General features: G+C 71.2%; 16 protein-coding genes. 10 read left to right on the forward strand and 6 right to left on the reverse strand.

Annotated features, from left to right (window positions below; translation table 11 throughout):
- Positions 1-5 precede the first annotated feature (5 nt).
- The gene (locus tag HII36_RS00395) at positions 6-1286 is read left to right on the forward strand and encodes a cytochrome P450 (RefSeq protein ID WP_173520971.1); all 1281 of its coding nucleotides are present in this window, start codon (positions 6-8) and stop codon (positions 1284-1286) included.
- Here the strand turns inward: HII36_RS00395 and HII36_RS00400 are convergent.
- A complete protein-coding gene (locus tag HII36_RS00400; RefSeq protein ID WP_173520972.1) occupies positions 1249-1419 on the reverse strand; it encodes a DUF3073 domain-containing protein in 171 nt (56 codons plus the stop codon). The genes HII36_RS00395 and HII36_RS00400 overlap by 38 nt on opposite strands.
- Positions 1420-1505: 86 nt before the next feature.
- Between HII36_RS00400 and HII36_RS00405 the strand changes: the two genes are divergently transcribed.
- The 3 genes from HII36_RS00405 (at position 1506) to HII36_RS00415 (ending at position 3717) form a co-directional block, all read left to right on the forward strand.
- A complete protein-coding gene (locus tag HII36_RS00405) occupies positions 1506-1838 on the forward strand; it encodes an ArsR/SmtB family transcription factor (protein WP_043615149.1) in 333 nt (110 codons plus the stop codon).
- A gap of 81 nt (positions 1839-1919) precedes the next feature.
- Positions 1920-2798 (forward strand): 1,4-dihydroxy-2-naphthoyl-CoA synthase, encoded by an 879-nt coding sequence (locus tag HII36_RS00410; protein ID WP_173520973.1) that lies wholly within the window; start codon positions 1920-1922, stop codon positions 2796-2798.
- A gap of 1 nt (position 2799) precedes the next feature.
- Positions 2800-3717, forward strand: coding sequence for an aminoglycoside phosphotransferase family protein (locus HII36_RS00415; protein ID WP_173520974.1), 918 nt, complete (start codon positions 2800-2802; stop codon positions 3715-3717).
- A gap of 62 nt (positions 3718-3779) precedes the next feature.
- Here HII36_RS00415 and HII36_RS00420 read toward each other — a convergent pair whose 3' ends face one another.
- Together HII36_RS00420 and HII36_RS00425 are read right to left on the reverse strand one after the other, a co-directional pair.
- A complete protein-coding gene (locus HII36_RS00420; protein ID WP_173520975.1) occupies positions 3780-4271 on the reverse strand; it encodes an HPP family protein in 492 nt (163 codons plus the stop codon).
- 35 nt (positions 4272-4306) lie between these two features.
- Positions 4307-5167 carry an alpha/beta fold hydrolase gene (locus HII36_RS00425; RefSeq protein ID WP_173520976.1) on the reverse strand — a complete coding sequence of 287 codons (861 nt, stop codon included), beginning with the start codon at positions 5165-5167 and terminating at the stop codon, positions 4307-4309.
- Positions 5168-5259: 92 nt separating this feature from the next.
- On the opposite strand from HII36_RS00425, the gene HII36_RS00430 reads away from it, so the two are divergent.
- On the forward strand, positions 5260-5781 hold the full coding sequence (locus HII36_RS00430; protein WP_173520977.1) for a CGNR zinc finger domain-containing protein: 522 nt from the start codon (positions 5260-5262) through the stop codon (positions 5779-5781).
- A 4-nt stretch (positions 5782-5785) separates the two neighbouring features.
- On the opposite strand, the gene HII36_RS00435 is transcribed toward HII36_RS00430, so the two are convergent.
- A complete protein-coding gene (locus tag HII36_RS00435; RefSeq protein WP_236003024.1) occupies positions 5786-6709 on the reverse strand; it encodes an NADP-dependent oxidoreductase in 924 nt (307 codons plus the stop codon).
- A gap of 143 nt (positions 6710-6852) precedes the next feature.
- Between HII36_RS00435 and HII36_RS00440 the strand changes: the two genes are divergently transcribed.
- The 3 genes from HII36_RS00440 (at position 6853) to HII36_RS00450 (ending at position 14472) form a co-directional block, all read left to right on the forward strand.
- Positions 6853-7407: a hypothetical protein gene (locus tag HII36_RS00440; protein WP_173520978.1), complete on the forward strand. Its 555-nt coding sequence runs from the start codon at positions 6853-6855 to the stop codon at positions 7405-7407.
- Positions 7407-9503 (forward strand): flotillin family protein, encoded by a 2097-nt coding sequence (locus tag HII36_RS00445; RefSeq protein WP_173520979.1) that lies wholly within the window; start codon positions 7407-7409, stop codon positions 9501-9503. Before HII36_RS00440 ends, HII36_RS00445 begins: the two co-directional genes overlap by 1 nt.
- A 76-nt stretch (positions 9504-9579) precedes the next feature.
- A complete protein-coding gene (locus tag HII36_RS00450) occupies positions 9580-14472 on the forward strand; it encodes a DNA repair ATPase (protein ID WP_173520980.1) in 4893 nt (1630 codons plus the stop codon).
- 108 nt (positions 14473-14580) lie between these two features.
- Here the strand turns inward: HII36_RS00450 and HII36_RS00455 are convergent, their stop codons facing one another.
- Entirely contained in the window at positions 14581-15033 is a 453-nt protein-coding gene (locus HII36_RS00455; protein WP_236003025.1) for a MarR family transcriptional regulator, read from the reverse strand.
- 85 nt (positions 15034-15118) lie between these two features.
- Here HII36_RS00455 and HII36_RS00460 point away from each other — a divergent pair, with 85 nt between their 5' ends.
- Entirely contained in the window at positions 15119-16264 is a 1146-nt protein-coding gene (locus tag HII36_RS00460; RefSeq protein WP_173520982.1) for an FAD-dependent monooxygenase, read from the forward strand.
- Here the strand turns inward: HII36_RS00460 and HII36_RS00465 are convergent.
- Positions 16226-17116 (reverse strand): 4-hydroxy-tetrahydrodipicolinate synthase family protein, encoded by an 891-nt coding sequence (locus HII36_RS00465; RefSeq protein ID WP_173520983.1) that lies wholly within the window; start codon positions 17114-17116, stop codon positions 16226-16228. The two genes, HII36_RS00460 and HII36_RS00465, sit on opposite strands and share 39 nt — an antisense overlap.
- Before the next feature lie 71 nt (positions 17117-17187).
- Here HII36_RS00465 and HII36_RS00470 point away from each other — a divergent pair, with 71 nt between their 5' ends.
- Positions 17188-18057, forward strand: coding sequence for a LysR substrate-binding domain-containing protein (locus tag HII36_RS00470; RefSeq protein ID WP_173520984.1), 870 nt, complete (start codon positions 17188-17190; stop codon positions 18055-18057).
- Positions 18058-18075: the final 18 nt, after the last annotated feature.

Here is an 18075-nt window from a genome sequence, read left to right on the forward strand (position 1 = left end):
GACACGTGGTTCCCCCCGGATCCAAGCTCCCGCCGCTGGTGCAGACGGCGCGCTTCATGGCCGACCCCGTCGGCGCGTTCGAGCGCGCGCACCGCAGGTACGGGCCGATCTTCACGATTCGCTACACGGGCTTCCCGCCCGAGGTCTACGTCACCACGGCCGAACTGGCCGAGCAGGTGTACAAGACCGACCAGGGCGGCGGGAGCGCGGGCGCGGCCCGGCGCGACTTCCTGGAACCCATGGTGGGCGCGCACTCGGTGCTCACGCTCGACGGCGAGCCCTGGTGGCAGCACCGCAAGCTGCTCAACCCCCCGCTGCGCGCCAAGCAGGTGGCCGGCTACGCCGACGACATCGCGGCCATCGCCGCCGAGAAGATCGCCACCTGGCCGCTCGGCCGGCCGTTCGCGCTGCGCGAACGCATGCAGGAGATCACGCTGGAGATCATCGTACGGCTGATCTTCGGCATTCGCGACGCCGGGCGGCTGGCCAGGCTGCGGGCACTGCTGCCCAGGCTCATCGAGGTCGGGGGCGGGATGTCGGTCGCCATGCTGCCGGCCGGGCTGCGCGGCCCGGCGAGCCGCGTGCCGTTCCTGCCGTACGCGCGTTTCCTGCGGCTACGCGCCGCCGTGGACGCGATCCTGTTCGACGAGATAGCCCGCCGCCGGGCGAATCCGGGCGGCACCGACGTGCTCGGCAGGCTCCTGGAGACCGAGCTGAGCGACCAGGAGATACGCGACGAGCTGATCACCTTGCTCATCGCCGGCCACGAGACCACCGCCACCGGTCTGGCCTGGGCCTTCGAGCGCGTCCTGCGCATGCCGGAGGTGCTGCGCCGGCTGCCGGACGACGAGCCCTACCTCGACGCCGTGGTCAAGGAGGTGCTGCGGATGCGGCCCGTCGTGTACGAGGCGCCAAGACTGCTCGACGCCCCGCTCCGCCTGGGGGACCACGTGATCCCCGCCGGCTGGTACGCCGGGCCGTACATCCCGCTCGTGCACCGCGATCCCGCCGCGTTCGCCGAGCCCGCGCGCTTCCGCCCGGAACGCTTCCTCGGCGGACCGCAGAGCAGGGCCTGGATGCCGTTCGGCGGCGGCCGCCGCTTCTGCGTCGGCGCTCAGCTGGCCCTGCTGGAGATGCGTGTCATCATTCGCGAGGTGCTGCACCGCCTGGAGCTCACCGCGCCGGATCCGGCGCCCGAGGCCAGGCGGCTCACGAACGTCACCCTGGCCCCCGCGAAGCTGACGCGCGTCATTGCGCGCGCTCGGACTCCTGCTCGGACGCCGTGACCGGGTGGCTCTCGTCTCTCCCTGTGTCGGCCCCCAACTCCTCGCGAAGCCGGTCGTAGTCGATGTTGTGGTTGGTGTACTTCAGCTGGCGAGCGACCTTCGTCTGCTTCGCCTTGGCTCTTCCTCGGCCCATGGCTACTCCCTAGTCCCCGCTGTCATCCTATCCAACAACATGGTGACTTGAAGAATTATGCAACTGCGCTGGATTAGTCTGACACTATGCACGTGGAGGTCTATCAGGCCAAGGCCGACTTCTTCCGAACTCTCGGCCACCCCGCTCGCATCCGAGTGTTGGAGCTACTTCAGGAGGGGCCGCTACCCGTCAGGGATCTTCTGGCCCAGATCGACATCGAGGCCTCGAGCCTCTCCCAGCAACTGGCGGTGCTGCGCAGAGCAGGCATCGTGAGCGCGATCCGAGAAGGCAGCACGGTGGTCTACACACTGGCCACCCCCGAGCTGGCCGACCTGCTCGGCGCCGCCCGCCGCATCCTCACCGACATGCTCGCAGACCAGGGCGAACTGCTCGCGGAACTCCGGGCGGAAGTCACCTAGCGCGGCCGGCGCGCCGCCCGTCCGCCTTCGGGTGGCGCGCGGGCCGAAGGGCCTCGGAACAGATCCGTTAGGCTCTGGCGCATGGTCTCCGAGCTGTTCGATCCCAAGGCGTGGCAGGCGGTCGAGGGATTCGACTTCACCGACATCACCTACCACCGCGCGGTCGATCAGGGCACCGTGCGCATCGCGTTCAACCGCCCAGAGGTACGCAACGCCTTCCGTCCGCAGACGGTCGACGAGCTCTACCGCGCGCTTGAGCATGCCAGGCAGAGCACCGACGTCGGCTGCGTGCTGCTCACCGGCAACGGCCCCTCGCCCAAGGACGGCGGCTGGGCCTTCTGCTCCGGCGGCGACCAGCGCATCAGGGGTAAAGACGGCTACCAGTACGCCGACGGCTCGGCCTCGACCGGCCGGCTGCACATCCTCGAGGTGCAGCGGCTGATCCGCTTCATGCCCAAGATCGTCATCTGCGTGGTGCCCGGCTGGGCGGCCGGCGGCGGGCACAGCCTGCACGTGGTCGCCGACCTCACGCTGGCCAGCGCCGAGCACGCCCGCTTCAAGCAGACCGACGCCGACGTGGCCAGCTTCGACGGCGGGTTCGGCTCGGCGTACCTGGCCAGGCAGGTCGGGCAGAAGTTCGCCAGGGAGATCTTCTTCCTGGGCGACGAATACTCCGCCGCCGACGCCCACCGCATGGGCATGGTCAACGCGGTCGTGCCGCACGCCGAGCTGGAGTCCACCGCTCTGGAGTGGGCCCGCAAGATCAACGGCAAGTCGCCCACCGCGCAGCGCATGCTCAAGTACGCCTTCAACATGATCGACGACGGGCTGGTCGGCCAGCAGGTGTTCGCCGGCGAGGCCACCCGGCTGGCGTACATGACCGACGAGGCCGCGGAGGGCCGCGACTCGTTCCTGGAGAAGCGGGCGCCCGACTGGTCGCCGTTCCCCTGGCACTTCTGACATGCGGATCGTCGTGCCGCCCGCGCTGACCGAGTCGCACGTCGAGATCGACGGCGAGGCCGGGCGGGCCTGGTCGGCCGGGCTGCCCGCGCTGGCCGAGCGCTACCTCGACCAGTGGGGGCTGCGCCTGGCCGGCGGCGCGGCCATGCACGGCTACGTCTCGCTCGTCCTGCCGGTGCTGCGCGACGACGGGACCAGGGCGGCGCTGAAGCTCCAGCCCGTCACGGACGAGAACGCCGGCGAGGGCGCCGCGCTGCGTGCCTGGGCCGGGCAGGCGTCGGTGCGGCTGCTCGACGAGGACCGGGAGACCGGCACCCTCCTGCTCGAATGGCTCGACGCCGACCGCCCGCTGTCGGCCGTGCCCGACGACACCGAGGCCCTGGAGATCCTGACCGGGCTGCTGGCCAGGCTCGTCACGCACCCGGCGCCGCCCGGCCTGCGCCGCCTGAGCGACATCGCCGAGGCCATGCTGGCCGACGTGCCCGAGTCCCTGCCCGAGCTGCACCGCGAGCGCGACAGGCACTGGCTGCGGTTCTGCGCCGACGCCGTGGCCGAGCTGGTCGCCGAGCCCGGCGACCGGCTGCTGCACTGGGACCTGCACTACGACAACGTCCTCGGGGCCGAACGTGAGCCGTGGCTGGCCATCGACCCCAAGCCGCTGGCCGGCGACCCGGGGTTCGAGCTCGCGCCCGCGCTGCGCAACCGGTGGGCCGAGGTGCTGGCGACCGGCGACGTCACGCGGGCGGTGCTGCGCCGCTTCGACCTGATGACCGACGGTCTCGGCCTCGACCGCGCCCGCGCGGCCGGCTGGACGCTCGCGCGGGTGCTGCAGAACTCGCTGTGGGACGTGGCCGACGGCGAGGACGAGCTCGACGACGTCCAACTCGCCATCGCCGAGGCCGTCTCCCGCCGCCTGTGATCGGGGGCCGGTGGGCGCCGGGTCACCGCTTGTGACCCGGGCAGGGGCCGCGGATCGCCTGGTCAGCGCCAGTAGGCCGGGTAGCGGTGCCCGGGCAGCAGCCGCCCGAGAATCACCCCGCCCGCGATCACGATGCCGCTCGCCGCCACCATCGGCACCGCGAACCCCACCGGGTCCGGCGCGGTGAGCCCGATCAGCGCCGCCGTCGCCCCGGCGGGCGGGTGCGTGGCCCGCAGCAACATCATCGGCGCCGTGGCCAGCGCCGCCGCGACGGCCGCCGTCCACAGGGAGGGCCCGGCCGCCGCGGTGATCGCCAGTGCCAGCGCCGAGGCGCTGACGTGACCTAACACGATGCTGCGCGGCTGGGCGAAGGGCGCGGCCGGCGCCAGCGCGACGATCCCCGCGGTGGCGGTGAACGGCAGCGCGAACAGCGCCAGCCCGGTGAGGTCGGCGGCCCCGGCCAGCAGCAGCAACGCGACGAGCGCCGCCGCCGTGGCCGTCACCACCGTCTTGATCGGCACCCGCGCGGGGGCCTGCGACGACGACACGCTCATGACAAGCCTCCAGGTCGGTACGGACGAACGCGGCATCAGTCCGGCAGCCGGCGCAGGAAGTCGCGCACCAGGGCGGCGATCTGCGCGCCCCGGGTCTCCAGCGCGAAGTGGCCGGCGTCCAGCAGCTGGATGTGCGCGTCCTTGACGTCGCGGGCGAACGCGGTGGCGCCGTCGGGGCCGAAGATCTCGTCGTGCCGCCCCCACACGGCCAGCACCGGCGGCTGGTGCACGCGCAGGTACTCCTGCCAGCTCGGGTACCGCCCGGGGTTGACGCCGTAGTCCAGGAACAGCGCGAGCTGGATGTCGTGGCTGCCGGGACGGTCGAGCACGGCCTGGTCCAGCGCCGCCTTGTCCGGGTTCACCAGGCTGGTGTCGGTGACGCCGTGCGTGTACTGCCAGCGGGTGGCCTCGCGGGTGTAGTAGCCGAGCAGCGGCGCGGTGTTCCGCTCCGACGGGTCGGCCCAGGCCGCCTTGAACGGCTCCCAGAACGGCGTCAGGCCCTCCTCGTAGGCGTTGCCGTTCTGCGTGACGATGCCGGTGATGCGCTCGGGGTGCCTGGTGGCCAGCCGGAAGCCGACCGGCGCGCCGTAGTCGTGGACGTAGACGGCGTACTTGGCGACGCCCAGCGAGTCGAGCAACTGGTCCACCACGTCGGCGAGGTGGTCGAAGGTGTAGTCCCACTCACCGGCGGCCGGGGCGTCACTGTGGCCGAAGCCGGGGTAGTCGGGGGCGATCAGGTGGAACTCGTCCGACAACTCGGCGATCAGCTCCTGGTAGGCCACCGACGAGGTCGGGAAGCCGTGCAGCAACACCAGCGTGGGCGCGGACGGGTCGCCTGCCTCCCGGTAGAAGACGTTCAGCCCCTCGACGACGGCAGTGCGGTAACGAACGGTCACGACAAGCTCCTTAACCGGCTAAATCAGTTTTGCTGGTTAAGTGATAGCATGCTGAGTGATAACCGGTCAACCTGTCTTAGGGGGTTAAGTCCGTGAGACTCCGTCCGCTGCGTACCGAGCCCGTGGCGTTGGACCTGGTCGACACCGTCTGGGTGGAGCACGCGACGCTGCTCGACCAGTTCGACGATCTGGCGGGCGTCCGCGCCTGGCTGGCCGACCACGACCTGCCCGGCGAGGCGGACGAACGGATGCGCGATCGCCTGGCCGAGACCCGCGCCGCGCTGCGGGACCAGCTCGAAGGGCGCGGCCCCGACCGGCTCAACGCCGTGCTCGCCCACGGCAGCCGCCGGCCCCAGGTCGGGGCCGGCGGGCGGGCGCACGAGGTGGTGATCGTGGCCGACGAGTCGTGGCGCACGGCCTGGACGGTCGCCGCCGCCTTCGCCGACCTCATGGGCGAGCGGGGCGAACGCGTGCGCAAGTGCGCGAACCCGGAGTGCGTGCTGTGGTTCCTGGACGTGAGCAAGAACGGCAGCCGGCGGTGGTGCTCGATGGAGGCGTGCGGGAACCGGGCCAAGGTGGGCCGCTTCCACCAGCGCGCCAAGTCGGCCCCCTGACCCGTCAGTCGACGGTGATGACCAGCTTGCCGCGGCCGTGCCCGGTCTCGATCTCCCGGTGCGCGTCCGCCGCATCGGCCAGCGCGTACGCCCGCCGGATCGGGAACTTGAACTCCCCCTCGGCGACCAGCGCCGCGTACCGGCCGAGCCGTTCGGCGGAGCGCACCCCCTGAGTCGTCAGCACGCCCAGTTCCGCCGCCTTGCCGTGCTCGACCAGCGTGACGATCCGCCGCCGGTCCTTGACCAGCTCGATCGCCACCTCCAGGGCGTGCCCGCCGGCCCCGTCGATGGACGCGTCCACCCCGCCGGGGGCCAGCGCGCGTACCCGGTCGGCCAGTCCTTCGCCGTACACGACCGGGATGGCGCCCAGGTCGCGCAGGTAGTCGTGGTTCTCCTCGCGGGCGGTGCCGATCACGGTGGCCCCGCGCCTGCGGGCGATCTGCACGGCCGCCGTGCCCACGGAGCCGGCCGCCGCGTGGACGAGCAGCGTCTCACCCTCGCCGAGCCCGACCGTGTCGAGCGCGATCTCGGCGGTCTGCACCCCGGCCGTCAGCGCCCCGGCGACCTCCCACGGGAGCCCGGCCGGCTTGGGCGTCACGTCGGTCGCGGCCACCACGATGTACTGCGCGTAGCTCCTGGTCAGGGAGAACCCGAGCACCTCGGCGCCCACGGAGACGCCGTCGACGTCCTGGCCCACCTGGTCGACCACGCCCGCGAACTCGTTGCCCGGGATGCGCGGGAACTCCGGCGACAGGCCGGCGGGCACCCAGCCCGCCCTGACCGCCGCGTCGTACGGCTGCACGCCGGCCGCCTTCACGCGCACGCGCACCTGCCCGGGGCCGGCCTGCGGCGCGGGCACGTCCATCACTTCGAGTACGTCGGGGCCGCCGGGACGCACGAACGCGGCCGCCTTCATCAGTTCGCTCATGCCGCCGATCCTGCTCCCTCAACCAAGGTTGAGGTCAACTGCGACAAGTTCCAGTCCCATTTCGGGAACTTTCACCTTTAGCTGTGCTTTATCTAGATATAGTCCGACAGGACGTAACTGGGGGATGGGGCAACCGAGGGCTGATGACCGAGTTCTTCAACGCTGTGCTGAGCTTTCCAACGGTCGTTTTCAGTTTCCTGCTGGTGGTCGTCATCGGTTATTGGCTGATCGTCATCACCGGCCTGGCGGAACTCGACGACGACGGCGCCGCCTGGCTGGGACTCGGGGGAATCCCGGCCGGCGTCGCGTTCTCGCTCCTGATCGCCCTGGCCTGGCTGCTGAGCCTGGTCGGCAGCCAGATCGCCGGCGGCGCGCTGCTGTACGCCGTGCCCGTCGCCGCGCTGGGCGGCGCCTGGCTCGCCACCCGTGGCCTGCTGATACCGCTGCGCCGGCTCTTCCCGGACGAGGAGCGGCCCACGCGCGGCGACTTCGTCGGCCAGATGTGCGTGATACGCACCGGCACCGCCACGCCCGACTTCGGTCAGGCCGAGGTCACCTCGGCCGACGGCTCGTCGGCCATCGTCCACGTACGCACCAGCGGACAAGATCGCCTCGCACGCGGCGACACGGCCCTCATCTTCGACTACGACGCGGAGGGCGAATTCTTCTGGGTCATGCCCTACGAAAGTGAGCACTGATGGAAGTCATCTCAGCCGGCTTCGGCGTTTTTCTCGCCGTCGTCCTGGTCATCGTCATTGGCCTGCTCATCATCATCGGCCGGCTTTTCAGAAAGGTCGAACAGGGCAAGGCGCTCATCGTCTCGAAGGTGAACAAGGTGGACGTCACGTTCACCGGCGCCGTGGTGCTGCCCGTCGTCCACAAGGCCGAGATCATGGACATCTCGGTGAAGACCATCGAGATCGAGCGGACCGGCCGCGAAGGCCTCATCTGCCGTGACAACATCAGGGCCGACATCAAGATCACGTTCTTCGTCCGCGTGAACAAGACCGCCGAGGACGTCATCAAGGTCGCCCAGGCCATCGGAACGGTCCGGGCCAGCGACGAGTCGACGCTGCAGGCGCTGTTCGCCGCCAAGTTCTCCGAGGCTCTGAAGACGGCCGGCAAGCACCTCGACTTCGTCGACCTCTACACCAAGCGGGACGAGTTCCGCGACGAGATCGTCCGGCTGATCGGCACCGACCTCAACGGCTACAGCCTCGAGGACGCGGCCATCGACTACCTGGAGCAGACCTCGCTGCTCTCCCTGGACAAGAACAACATCCTGGACGCCCAGGGCATCAGGAAGATCACCGAGCTGACGGCGCTGGAGCACGTCCGTACCAACGAGTTCCAGCGCGCCGAGGAGAAGGAGATCACCCGCCAGAACGTGGACGCCCGCGAGGCCATCCTGGAGCTGGAGCGCCGCCAGGCCGACGCCGAGCTCAAGCAGCGGCGCGAGATCGAGACGGTCAAGGCCCGCGAGGAGGCCGAGGTCGCCCGCGTCCAGGCCGAGGAGCGGCTGCGCGCGATGACGGCGGCGATCAAGACCGACGAGCAGCTCGGCGTGCAGCGCGAGAACCAGGCCCGCGAGGTGGCCGTGGCGGAGAAGAACCGCGAGCGCGTGATCGCCATCGAGTCCGAGCGCATCGAGAAGGACCGCCTGCTGGAGGTCATCTCCCGCGAGCGTGAGACCGAGCTGTCGCGCATCGCCAAGGACAAGGAGGTCGAGACGGAGAAGCGCTCGATCGCCGAGGTCATCCGCGAGCGCATCGCCGTCGACAAGACGGTGGCCGAGCAGGAGGAGAGCATCAAGCGGCTGCGCGTGGTCGAGGAGGCCGAGCGCACCCGCCAGCAGGTCATCATCGCCGCCGAGGCCGAGGCCCAGGAGAACCTGGTCAAGGACATCAAGGCGGCCGAGGCCGCGGAGGCCGCGTCGAAGTTCAAGGCCCGCGAGGAGCTGGTGCTCGCCGAGGCCAGGCAGCAGGCCGCCGAGCTCGACGCGCGCGCCAAGATCAGGCTGGCCGAGGGCATCCAGGCGGAGACCGCCGCGAGCGGGCTGGCCGAGGTGCAGATCAAGGAGCGCGACGCCGAGGCCATCGAGAAGGTGGGCCGCGCCGAGGCGCTGGTGCTGGCCGAGAAGCTGCGCGCCGAGGCCGACGGCGCCAAGGCCATGGCCCTGGTCGAGGGCGACAGGCTCAAGGCCCAGGCCGAGGGCGAGCAGGCGATGGCCCTGGCCGGCGCCGCCGCGATCGGCGAGAAGCTCAAGGCCGAGGCCGAGGGTCTGACCCAGAAGGCCGCCGCGATGGCCGCGCTGGACGAGGCCAGCAGGGAGCACGAGGAGTACCGCCTGCGGCTGGAGGCCGACAAGGAGGTTCACCTCAAGCGGATCGCCGTGCAGGCCCAGGTGGCCGAGTCCCAGGCGAGCGTGCTGGCGGCCGGCCTGGCCAAGGCGAACATCGACATCGTCGGCGGCGACACGATGTTCTTCGACAAGGTCGTCGGCTCGATCACGGCGGGCAAGGCCGTGGACGGCTTCATGCAGCACTCTCAGGTGGCCGGCTCGCTGGCCGCGCCGTACCTCAACGGCTCCGCCAGCCTGATGGAGGACCTGGCCACCGTGGTCAGCGGCGTGCGTACCGAGGACGTCAAGAACCTGACCGTCTCCGCCCTGCTCATGCGGCTCATCCAGCAGGGCGGGCCGGAGTCCAACGCGCTGGGCGAGCTGCTGGAGACCGCCCGCCGCCTCGGCGTCGCCGACTCCCCGGTGGCGGCCCTGACCCCGGCCAAGGTCTGACGGACGTCCCGGGTACGCCGACCGGCGTACCCGGGACCCCAGACGGCGGAGCAGCGACGGCACAACGGAGAGCGGCATGACGAACGGCGGCGCGGGCGAAGCGAGCGGCCCCACCGGAACCACGACGGGCGAGCCCGCGGCGGCGGGCGGCGCGGGCGCGGCGCCCGCGGGGGGCTCCGGGCTGGAGGCGGGCACCTACGAGGTGCTCAGGAACCGGCTCCAGGCGCAGGCCAAGGCCCTGGCCGAGGCCGCCGAGGCGGTCAACGAGCAGCGGCTGAAGGTCTTCGGCGGCGCGGAGCTGCGCCTGCTCGGCACCGAGCGGATCAGGACGGAGAACAACTGCGTCCCGAGAGACATCGTCTCCCTGGGCGACGTCATGCTGTTCGGCTACAACGTGTTCATCGGGCTGAAGCCGGAGACCACGGTGGACGACGTCTTCGCCGTGCACCGCTTCAGCCGGGAGGGCGACGCGTTCAGGTTCGACGCCGACCGGCTGCAGACCCTGGAAGACCCGTCGTTCAAGAAGGACTTCGCCGAGCTGTACCGCTACTACAAGGATTCACGGCTGCAGCAGCTGCGGCGGGTCGAGGGCAAGCTGCTGGCCGTGTTCCAGATCGGCCCGGCGGACACGCGGGTGCTCAGGTGGTCGGTCAGCAACGGCGGAGTCCCGAAATATCTGGATAACCGGGGTGAGCGCGACCACGTCTTCCCTGCCTCGCACGACTTCGAGTGGACCCCGGCCACCCGCGACGACCACGTGCTCGGCCGGCACCCGCACATCTCGATCCAGGGCGAGGTCTTCGTCGAGACCGTCGGCGGCGACCTGACCATCAAGATCGAGAACAACACGGAGTCCGGCGCGGGCATCTACGCCGAGCCCGTCGCCGAGCCGCTGCAGAGCCTGGCCGACGCCGACGTCGAGCACGCCCGCATCGGCCCGCTCGTCCTCATGCGGATCAGGCCGTACAAGGAGACGGACTGGCGGCACCTGGTCTTCAACACCCGCACCAAGTCCGTGATCAGGCTCGACGGCATCGGCCAGGCCTGCCAGCGGCTGCCCGAGGACCAGGGCCTGATCTTCCCCGGCGGCTACTACCTGACCACCGGCGTCAGCAAGACGTTCGACACGGACGTGACGGACCTGGAGTTCGAGCGGGTCGTCCGCTCCCCCAACGGCGAGGACGTCCTGTACGTCTTCCACGCCAGGGGCGACGGCCGGTCGCTGCTGCTGGCCTACAACGTGATCAGGAAGGAGGTGGCCAACCCGATCGTCTGCCACGGGTACTCGCTGTTCGACGACGGCACGATGGTGGTCTTCCGCGCCACCTCCGAAGAGCCCACCCGGGTGCACCCGATGCAGGTGTGGCAGACCCCGTACGTCTCCGACACCTACGCCGCCGCCCAGCCCGCCGGCACCGGGCCGCTGGAGCGCATCGGCAACGCCGAGCTGGTGCGCGGCATCTCCGACTGCCTGTCCGTGGCCAGGATGGTGGGCGAGATGGCGGCGTCCGCGGCCACGTTCGAGGCGCTGATCTCGGCCTGCACGCGCGCCTTCGACCACTATCACTGGCTCGGCGAGCACGGCCTGCGCACCCCGCTGGCCGACGTGCGCGCCACCGCCGAGCAGGTGCTCGACGAGTACGAGAACGTCGAGCAGCTCACCCTCCAGGCCGAGCGCACGCTGGCCGAGGCCGCCGAGGAGGTCACCCGCCTGGTACGCCAGGCCCGGGCCGACACCCCGCTCACCGCCGACGCCTGGGTGACCTCGCTGGCCACGCTGCGCCGCGCCCAGGGCCATCTGGTGACGCTGCGCGAGGTCCGCTACCTGGACCTGGCCAGGCTGGACGAGCTGGCCGCCGAGCTGACCGAGGAGCTGGCCTCGGTCGGCCGCCGCGCCGTCACGTTCCTGGAGAGCCCGGAGGCGTTCACCGGCTACCACGCGGCGGTCGAGCAGCTGGCCGTGGAGGCCGGCGCGATCGCCACCGTGGCCGAGGCCGAGCCCGTCGCGGACCGGCTGGCCACCCAGTCCGAGGGCCTGGAGGTGGTCACCGAGGTCGTCGGCTCGCTGGACATCGCCGACGCGACCGTGCGCACGTCCATCCTGGGCCGGATCGCCGAGGTGCTGGGCGGCGTGAACCGGGCCCGCGCGGTGCTCGACGGCCGCCGCCGCGAACTGCTCGGCACCGAGGGCCGCGCCGCGTTCGCCGCCGAGTTCGCGCTGCTCGGCCAGGCCATCACCGGCGCGCTGGCGATGGCCGACAGCCCGGACAAGTGCGACGAGCAGCTCGGCCGGCTCATGCTCCAGCTGGAGAACCTGGAGTCGCGCTTCGGCGAGTTCGACGATTTCGCCAACCAGCTCACGGCCAAGCGCGAGGACGTCTACGAGGCGTTCTCGGCCCGCAAGCAGACCCAGCTCGACGAGCTGGCCAGGCGGGCCGACCGCATCTTCGCCTCGGCCGAGCGCATCCTGGGCAGCATCACCAGGCGGCTGGCCGGTCTCGGGTCGCTGGACGAGGTCAACACGTACTTCGCCACCGACCCGATGATCGCCAAGCTGCGCTCGTCCGCGGCCGAGCTGCGGACGCTCGGCGACGCGGTGCGCGCCGAGGAGCTGGAAGGCCGGGTCAAGGCGGCCCAGCAGGAGGCGGGACGCGCGCTGCGCGACCGGCTCGACCTGTTCTCCGACGGCGGCGAGACGCTGCGGCTGGGCCGGCACCGGTTCGCGGTCAACACCCAGCCGATCGATCTGACGCTGGTGCCGCACGAGAGCGAAATGCACTTCGCGATCACCGGCACCGACTACCGCTCGCCGGTGCCCGAGTCGTTCGCCGACACGCGGCCCTTCTGGGACCAGCTCCTGGTCTCTGAGACCCAGGACGTCTACCGGGCCGAGCACCTGGCCGTCTCCCTCCTGGACGAGGCGACGCCCGGCCTGCCGCTGGACGACCTGGTGCGCCAGGCCGCCGAGTCCCGCTACGACGAGGGCTACGAGCGCGGCGTGCACGACCACGACGCCACCGCCATCCTCGACACCCTGCTGCGTCTGCGGGAAGGCGCGGGACTGCTGCGCTACCCGGCCGAGGTCAGGGCGTCGGCCCAGCTCTTCTGGGCCTTCGGGCTGGATGAGGTTTCACGTAAAACATTCACCACCCGCGCCGTGTCGCTGATCCGCGCCCGCGCCACGTTCGGCCACCCCGCCGCGCTGGACGACCTGGCCCGGGAGCTCGGCGAACGCCTGTCCGCCTTCCTCACCACGCTCGGCGCGGCCCCGGCGAACGCGGAGCTGGCCGGCGAGTACCTGGTCGAGGAGCTGGGCGGCCAGCCGGTCGGCTTCGTCACGAGCAAGGCGGCCCGCGATCTGCTCGCCGGGTTCCACCAGGTCCTGGGCCCGGTCAAGACGCGGGAGTTCGAGGACGAGCTCAAGTCCGTCCCGCTGGCCGAGCGCGTGCAGCTGGCCCAGGCCTGGATCGGCGCCTTCCAGCAGGGCAGGGAACTGGCCGAGGCCATCGCCGTGCAACTGTGCGACCTGCCCAGGCACGACTCCAGCGCGAGCGTCACCGAGACCGTCGAGGGCCTGCTCGGCAGCCACCCCCGCATCGTGGACCGCAAGCTGGAGATCCGCCTGGACGAGACCCTCACCAGGACCCGCGACTTCACCCGCGAGCGCGTCCCCGCCTACCGCGCCTACCAGCGCCGGCGCAACGAGCTGGTCGCCGCGGAGCGTTCGAGGCTCCGGCTGGAGGAGTACCGGCCCAAGGTGATGAGCGCGTTCGTGCGCAACAGGCTGCTGGACGAGGTCTACCTGCCGCTGATCGGCGACAACCTGGCCAAGCAGCTCGGCGCGGCCGGCGCGGGCAAGCGCACCGACCAGATGGGCCTGCTGCTGCTCATCTCGCCGCCCGGCTACGGCAAGACCACCCTGATGGAGTACGTCGCCAGCCGGCTCGGTCTGGTCTTCGTCAAGGTCAACGGCCCGGCCCTGGGCCACGAGGTCACCTCGCTGGACCCGGCCGACGCCCCGGACGCCACCGCCCGCCAGGAGGTCGAGAAGATCTCGTTCGCGCTGGAGACGGGCAACAACACGCTGCTCTACCTGGACGACATCCAGCACACCTCACCCGAGCTGCTGCAGAAGTTCATCTCGCTGTGTGACGCCCAGCGCCGCATCGAAGGCGTCTGGAACGGCCGCACCCGCACCTACGACCTGCGCGGCAAGCGGTTCGGGGTGTGCATGGCGGGTAACCCGTACACCGAGTCGGGTCAGCGCTTCCGCATCCCGGACATGCTGGCCAACCGGGCCGACGTGTGGAACCTGGGCGACGTGCTGTCGGGCCGGGAGGAGCTGTTCGCGCTGAGCTACATCGACAACGCGCTCACCTCCAACCCGGTGCTCGCGCCGCTGTCGTCGCGCGACAGGTCGGACGTCGAGGTCCTGGTACGCCTGGCCAAGGGCGACCCGGCGGTCCGTGCCGACCAGCTCAAGCACCCGTACACCAAGCCGGAGCTGGACCAGGTGCTCAGCGTGCTGACCAAGCTCGCCCGGGTGCAGGAGATCGTCCTGGCCAACAACCAGGCCTACATCGCCTCGGCCGGTCAGTCGGACGCCACCAGGACCGAGCCGCCGTACCGGCTGCAGGGGTCGTACCGGAACATGAACAAGCTGGCCGAGCGCATCGTCCCGGCGATGAACGCCGACGAGCTGGAAGCGGTGGTCGACGACCACTACCTGGGCGAGGCGCAGACGCTCACCTCGGACGCCGAGGCCAACCTGCTGAAGCTGGCCGAGCTGCGCGGCCGGCTGACCCCGGAGCAGGCGGCCAGGTGGGCCGAGATCAAGGCCGCGTACCTGCGGGCCAAGGCGCTGGGCGGCGCCGACGACGACCCGATGACCAGGGCGGTCGGCGCGATCGGGCTGCTGGCCGACCGGGTGGGCGAGGTCGGCACGGCCATCAGGGAGTCGGAACGCTAGCGGCTCATCCGGCGAACGCGGCTCACTCGGCGAGCGCGGCTCATCCGGCGAACGCGGCGGTGCGGTCGGCGGTGCGGTCGGCGGTGGCGGCCCGCTGGACGACGGCCGTCACTCGCCGGTGAGGCCGGCGGTGGCCTCGCGCTGGATGGCCGTGGCCCGAGTGACGTAGCCGAGGATCAGCTCCAGTTCCTCGTCGGAGTAGCGCGCGTACAGCTCGTCCATGGCCGCGATGAACGGCCCGAACATCTGGCCGGCGCCGGCGATCCGCTCCTGCAGCTGGGCCTCGTTGATCTCGACGATGACGCGGCGCCGGTCCCTGGCGTCGCGGACCCGGCGTACCAGCCACTTGTCCTGCAGCCGGTCGATGAGCCCGCTGATCGTGGCCGGGGCGAGCCCGCTGTGTTGCGCGAGCTCGCCCGCGGTCAGCGGCCCGCGCCGTTGCAGCAGGTCGAGGGTCTTCTCCTCGGTCATGGTCAGGCCGAGCAGCGCGCCCATGGCGGTGTGGAACATGACGGCCGCGTTGCTGCTCTCCCGGCCGGCCAGCACCAGCTCGTCCAACAATTTCTTTCGATGCTCCGAAATATCTCTGGACATCCTCACTCCTCCCTGCTTAATATTTCGTTCGACCGAACGAAAGGTTATCACCATGAAGGCTCTGATCATAGGGTGCGGCATCGGCGGTCCCACCACCGCGATCGCCCTGCGTGAGGTCGGCATCGACGCCGAGATCTTCGAGTCCTACCCGGACGGCGCCGAGGGCGTGGGCTCGTTCCTCAACATCGCCAGCAACGGCCTGGGCGCCCTGCGCGAACTCGGCGCGCACCGCGAGGTCATGGCGGCCGGCATCCCCACGCCGCAGATGGTCATGTGGAGCGGCACCGGCAAGCGCCTGGGCGCCGTGGCCAACGGCCTGGCCCTGGAGGACGGCACGGTGAGCCACACCATCCTGCGCTCCGACCTGTATCGCGTGATCAGGGGCGCGGCGACCTCCCGCGGCATCCCCATCTCCTACGGCAAGCGCCTGGTGTCGTTCGAAGAGACGGCCGACCGGGTGACGGCCAGGTTCGACGACGGCACCGAGGCCACCGGCGACCTGCTGATCGCCGCCGACGGCGTGCACTCGGTCACCAGGCACGCGCTCGACCCGCACGCCCCCTCCGCCCGCTACAGCGGCCTGTACAGCTTCGGCGGGATCGTCCGCGACGCCGGCATGACCGGCGAGCCCGGCGTCTACCACATGGTCTTCGGCAAGCGCGCGTTCTTCGGCTACACCGTGGCCGCCTCCGGCGAGACCTGGTGGTTCGCCAACCTGCCCAGGCGGCTCGGCGACGTGCCCGACGACTGGAAGCCGGCCCTGATCGAGGCGTTCCAGGACGACGACAACGGCTCGGCCGACCTCATCAGGAACAGCCCGGTCGAGCTGGCGCTGCCGGTCTTCGACCTGCCGCCGGTGCCCACCTGGCATCGCGGGCGCGTAGTGCTGACCGGCGACGCCGCCCACGCCACCTCGCCCAGTTCCGGCCAGGGCGCGTCGATGGCCGTCGAGGACGCGATCGTGCTGGCCCGCTGCCTGCGTGACAGCGAGAGCCACACCGCCGCCTTCACCCGCTTCGAGCGGGAGCGCCGCGCCAGGGCCGAGCGGATCGTGGCCTACTCCAGGACGATCAGCAACAGCAAGGCCGCGGGCCCGGTCGCCCGGGTGTTCCGCGACCTGATGATGCCGTTCTTCCTGAAGAAGACCGCCAGCCAGGAATCACTGGCCTGGATGTACCGCCACCAGGTCAGCCTCTGAGACGGCCCGCGACACGGACTCGGCGCCGGCCGGCAGCAGCGGCAGCCGGACGTCCGGCGTCGGGATGAGGCCGCGGGCGTGCAGGACGCCCTTGGTCACGGTCGGGTTGGGCTCGGTGAACAGCGACTTGGACAGCCTGGCCAGCCGGTGCCCTAGCGCGCGGGCCCTGGGCACGTCCCCCGCGTGCCAGGCGTCGACCAGCTCCACGAACTGGTCGGTGGCCAGGTGCGCCGAGGCCAGGATGCCGCCGGCGGCGCCCAGCGCGAGCAGCGGCGAGACGAACACGTCGTCGCCGGCCAGCACCTCGAACCCGTCGGGCAGGTCGGCCATCAGGTCCACGGTCTCCTGGTCGATGCCGCCGCCCGCGTACTTCACGCCCGCGATGTTCGGGTGCGCGCCCAGGTGACGCAGCGTCGCGGCGCCCACGGCCTGGCCGGTGCGGTACGGAATGTGGTAGATCACCAGCGGCACCGGCGACGCCTCGGCCAGCGCCTCGCAGTGCGCGATCGTCCCGCGCTCGCCGGGGCGCAGGAAGTAGGGCACGGTGACCAGCGCGGCCCCGACCCCCTCGGGCAGCGCGCGCAGCGCGGCCGCGGTCGAGCGCGTGTCGTTCCCGGTGACGCCCACGGTCAGCAGCACGCCGCGCTCGGCGCACACCCGGGCGCACAGCTCGATCACCTGTGCCCGCTCGTCGGCGTCGAGTGCCGCCACCTCGCCGGTCGTGCCCAGCGCGACCAGTCCGGCCGCCCCCTGGTCCAGCACCTGGTAGGCCAGCTTCTCTAGCGCGTCCACCGCCACCTCGCCCGACGGGGCGAACGGGGTGACCAGCGGCACATGGATTCCTCTCAGCATGCTTCGAGACTGACCCACGACAACCCGTTAGGTCTAGCACGGATTTCTTCGGCCAAGCTTAAGATGGACTTATGCTCGACCCGCGCAAGCTCCGCCTGCTCCGCGAACTGGCCAGGCGGGGCACCATCGCCGCCGTCGCCGAGGCCGTCACTTTCACGCCGTCGGCGGTCTCGCAGCAGTTGTCCGCGCTGGAGCGGGAGGCGGGGGTGCCGCTGCTCGAACGCACCGGCCGCACGGTGACGCTGACACCGGCCGGGCTGCTGCTCGTCGAGCACGCGCAGGCCGTGCTCGAACAGCTCGAACGCGCCTCGGCCGCGCTCGCCGCGGCCCGCGGCGGCCCGGCCGGGCCACTGCGGATCGGCTCGTTCCCCACCGCAGCCCGGGTGCTGCTCCCTCCCGCGCTCGCCGAGCTGACCGCCGCGCACCCGGACCTGGAGCCGATGATCTCCGAGATCGACCCGGCCGACGTCTCGGCCGCGCTGCGGGCCGGCGAGCTGGACGTGGCGCTGGTGCACGAATACGACTTCGTCCCGCCGGTCACCGACGCGGCCATCGAGACCGAGCCGCTGTTCAGCGAGCCGATGTACCTGACGAACCGGTCGTCGGTGCAGGCGGCCCGCGACGACTCGTGGATCATGAGCAAGCCGGGCACGCTGTGCTACACGATGGCCATCAGAGCCTGTCAGGCCGCCGGTTTCGAGCCCCGCGTGCGCCACCACATCGACGACTTCGACACCGTGCTGGCCTTCGCCGCGGCCGGCCGGGGCGTCGCGCTGGTGCCCAGGCTGGCCGCGCTCGGGCCGCCGCCCGGGGTGTCGCTGACCCCGCTGCCGCTGAGCCGCCGCACGCTGGCCGCCTACCGCAGGGGGTACGGCGGCCACCCGGCGATCAGGGCCGCGGTGGCCGCCTTCCACACCGCGATCGACGGCCTGCCACTCTGAGCCCTACGGGTCACCGCT

It is taken from the genome of Nonomuraea antri, from assembly GCF_013283785.1.
Taxonomy (GTDB): Bacteria; Actinomycetota; Actinomycetes; order Streptosporangiales; family Streptosporangiaceae; genus Nonomuraea; species Nonomuraea antri.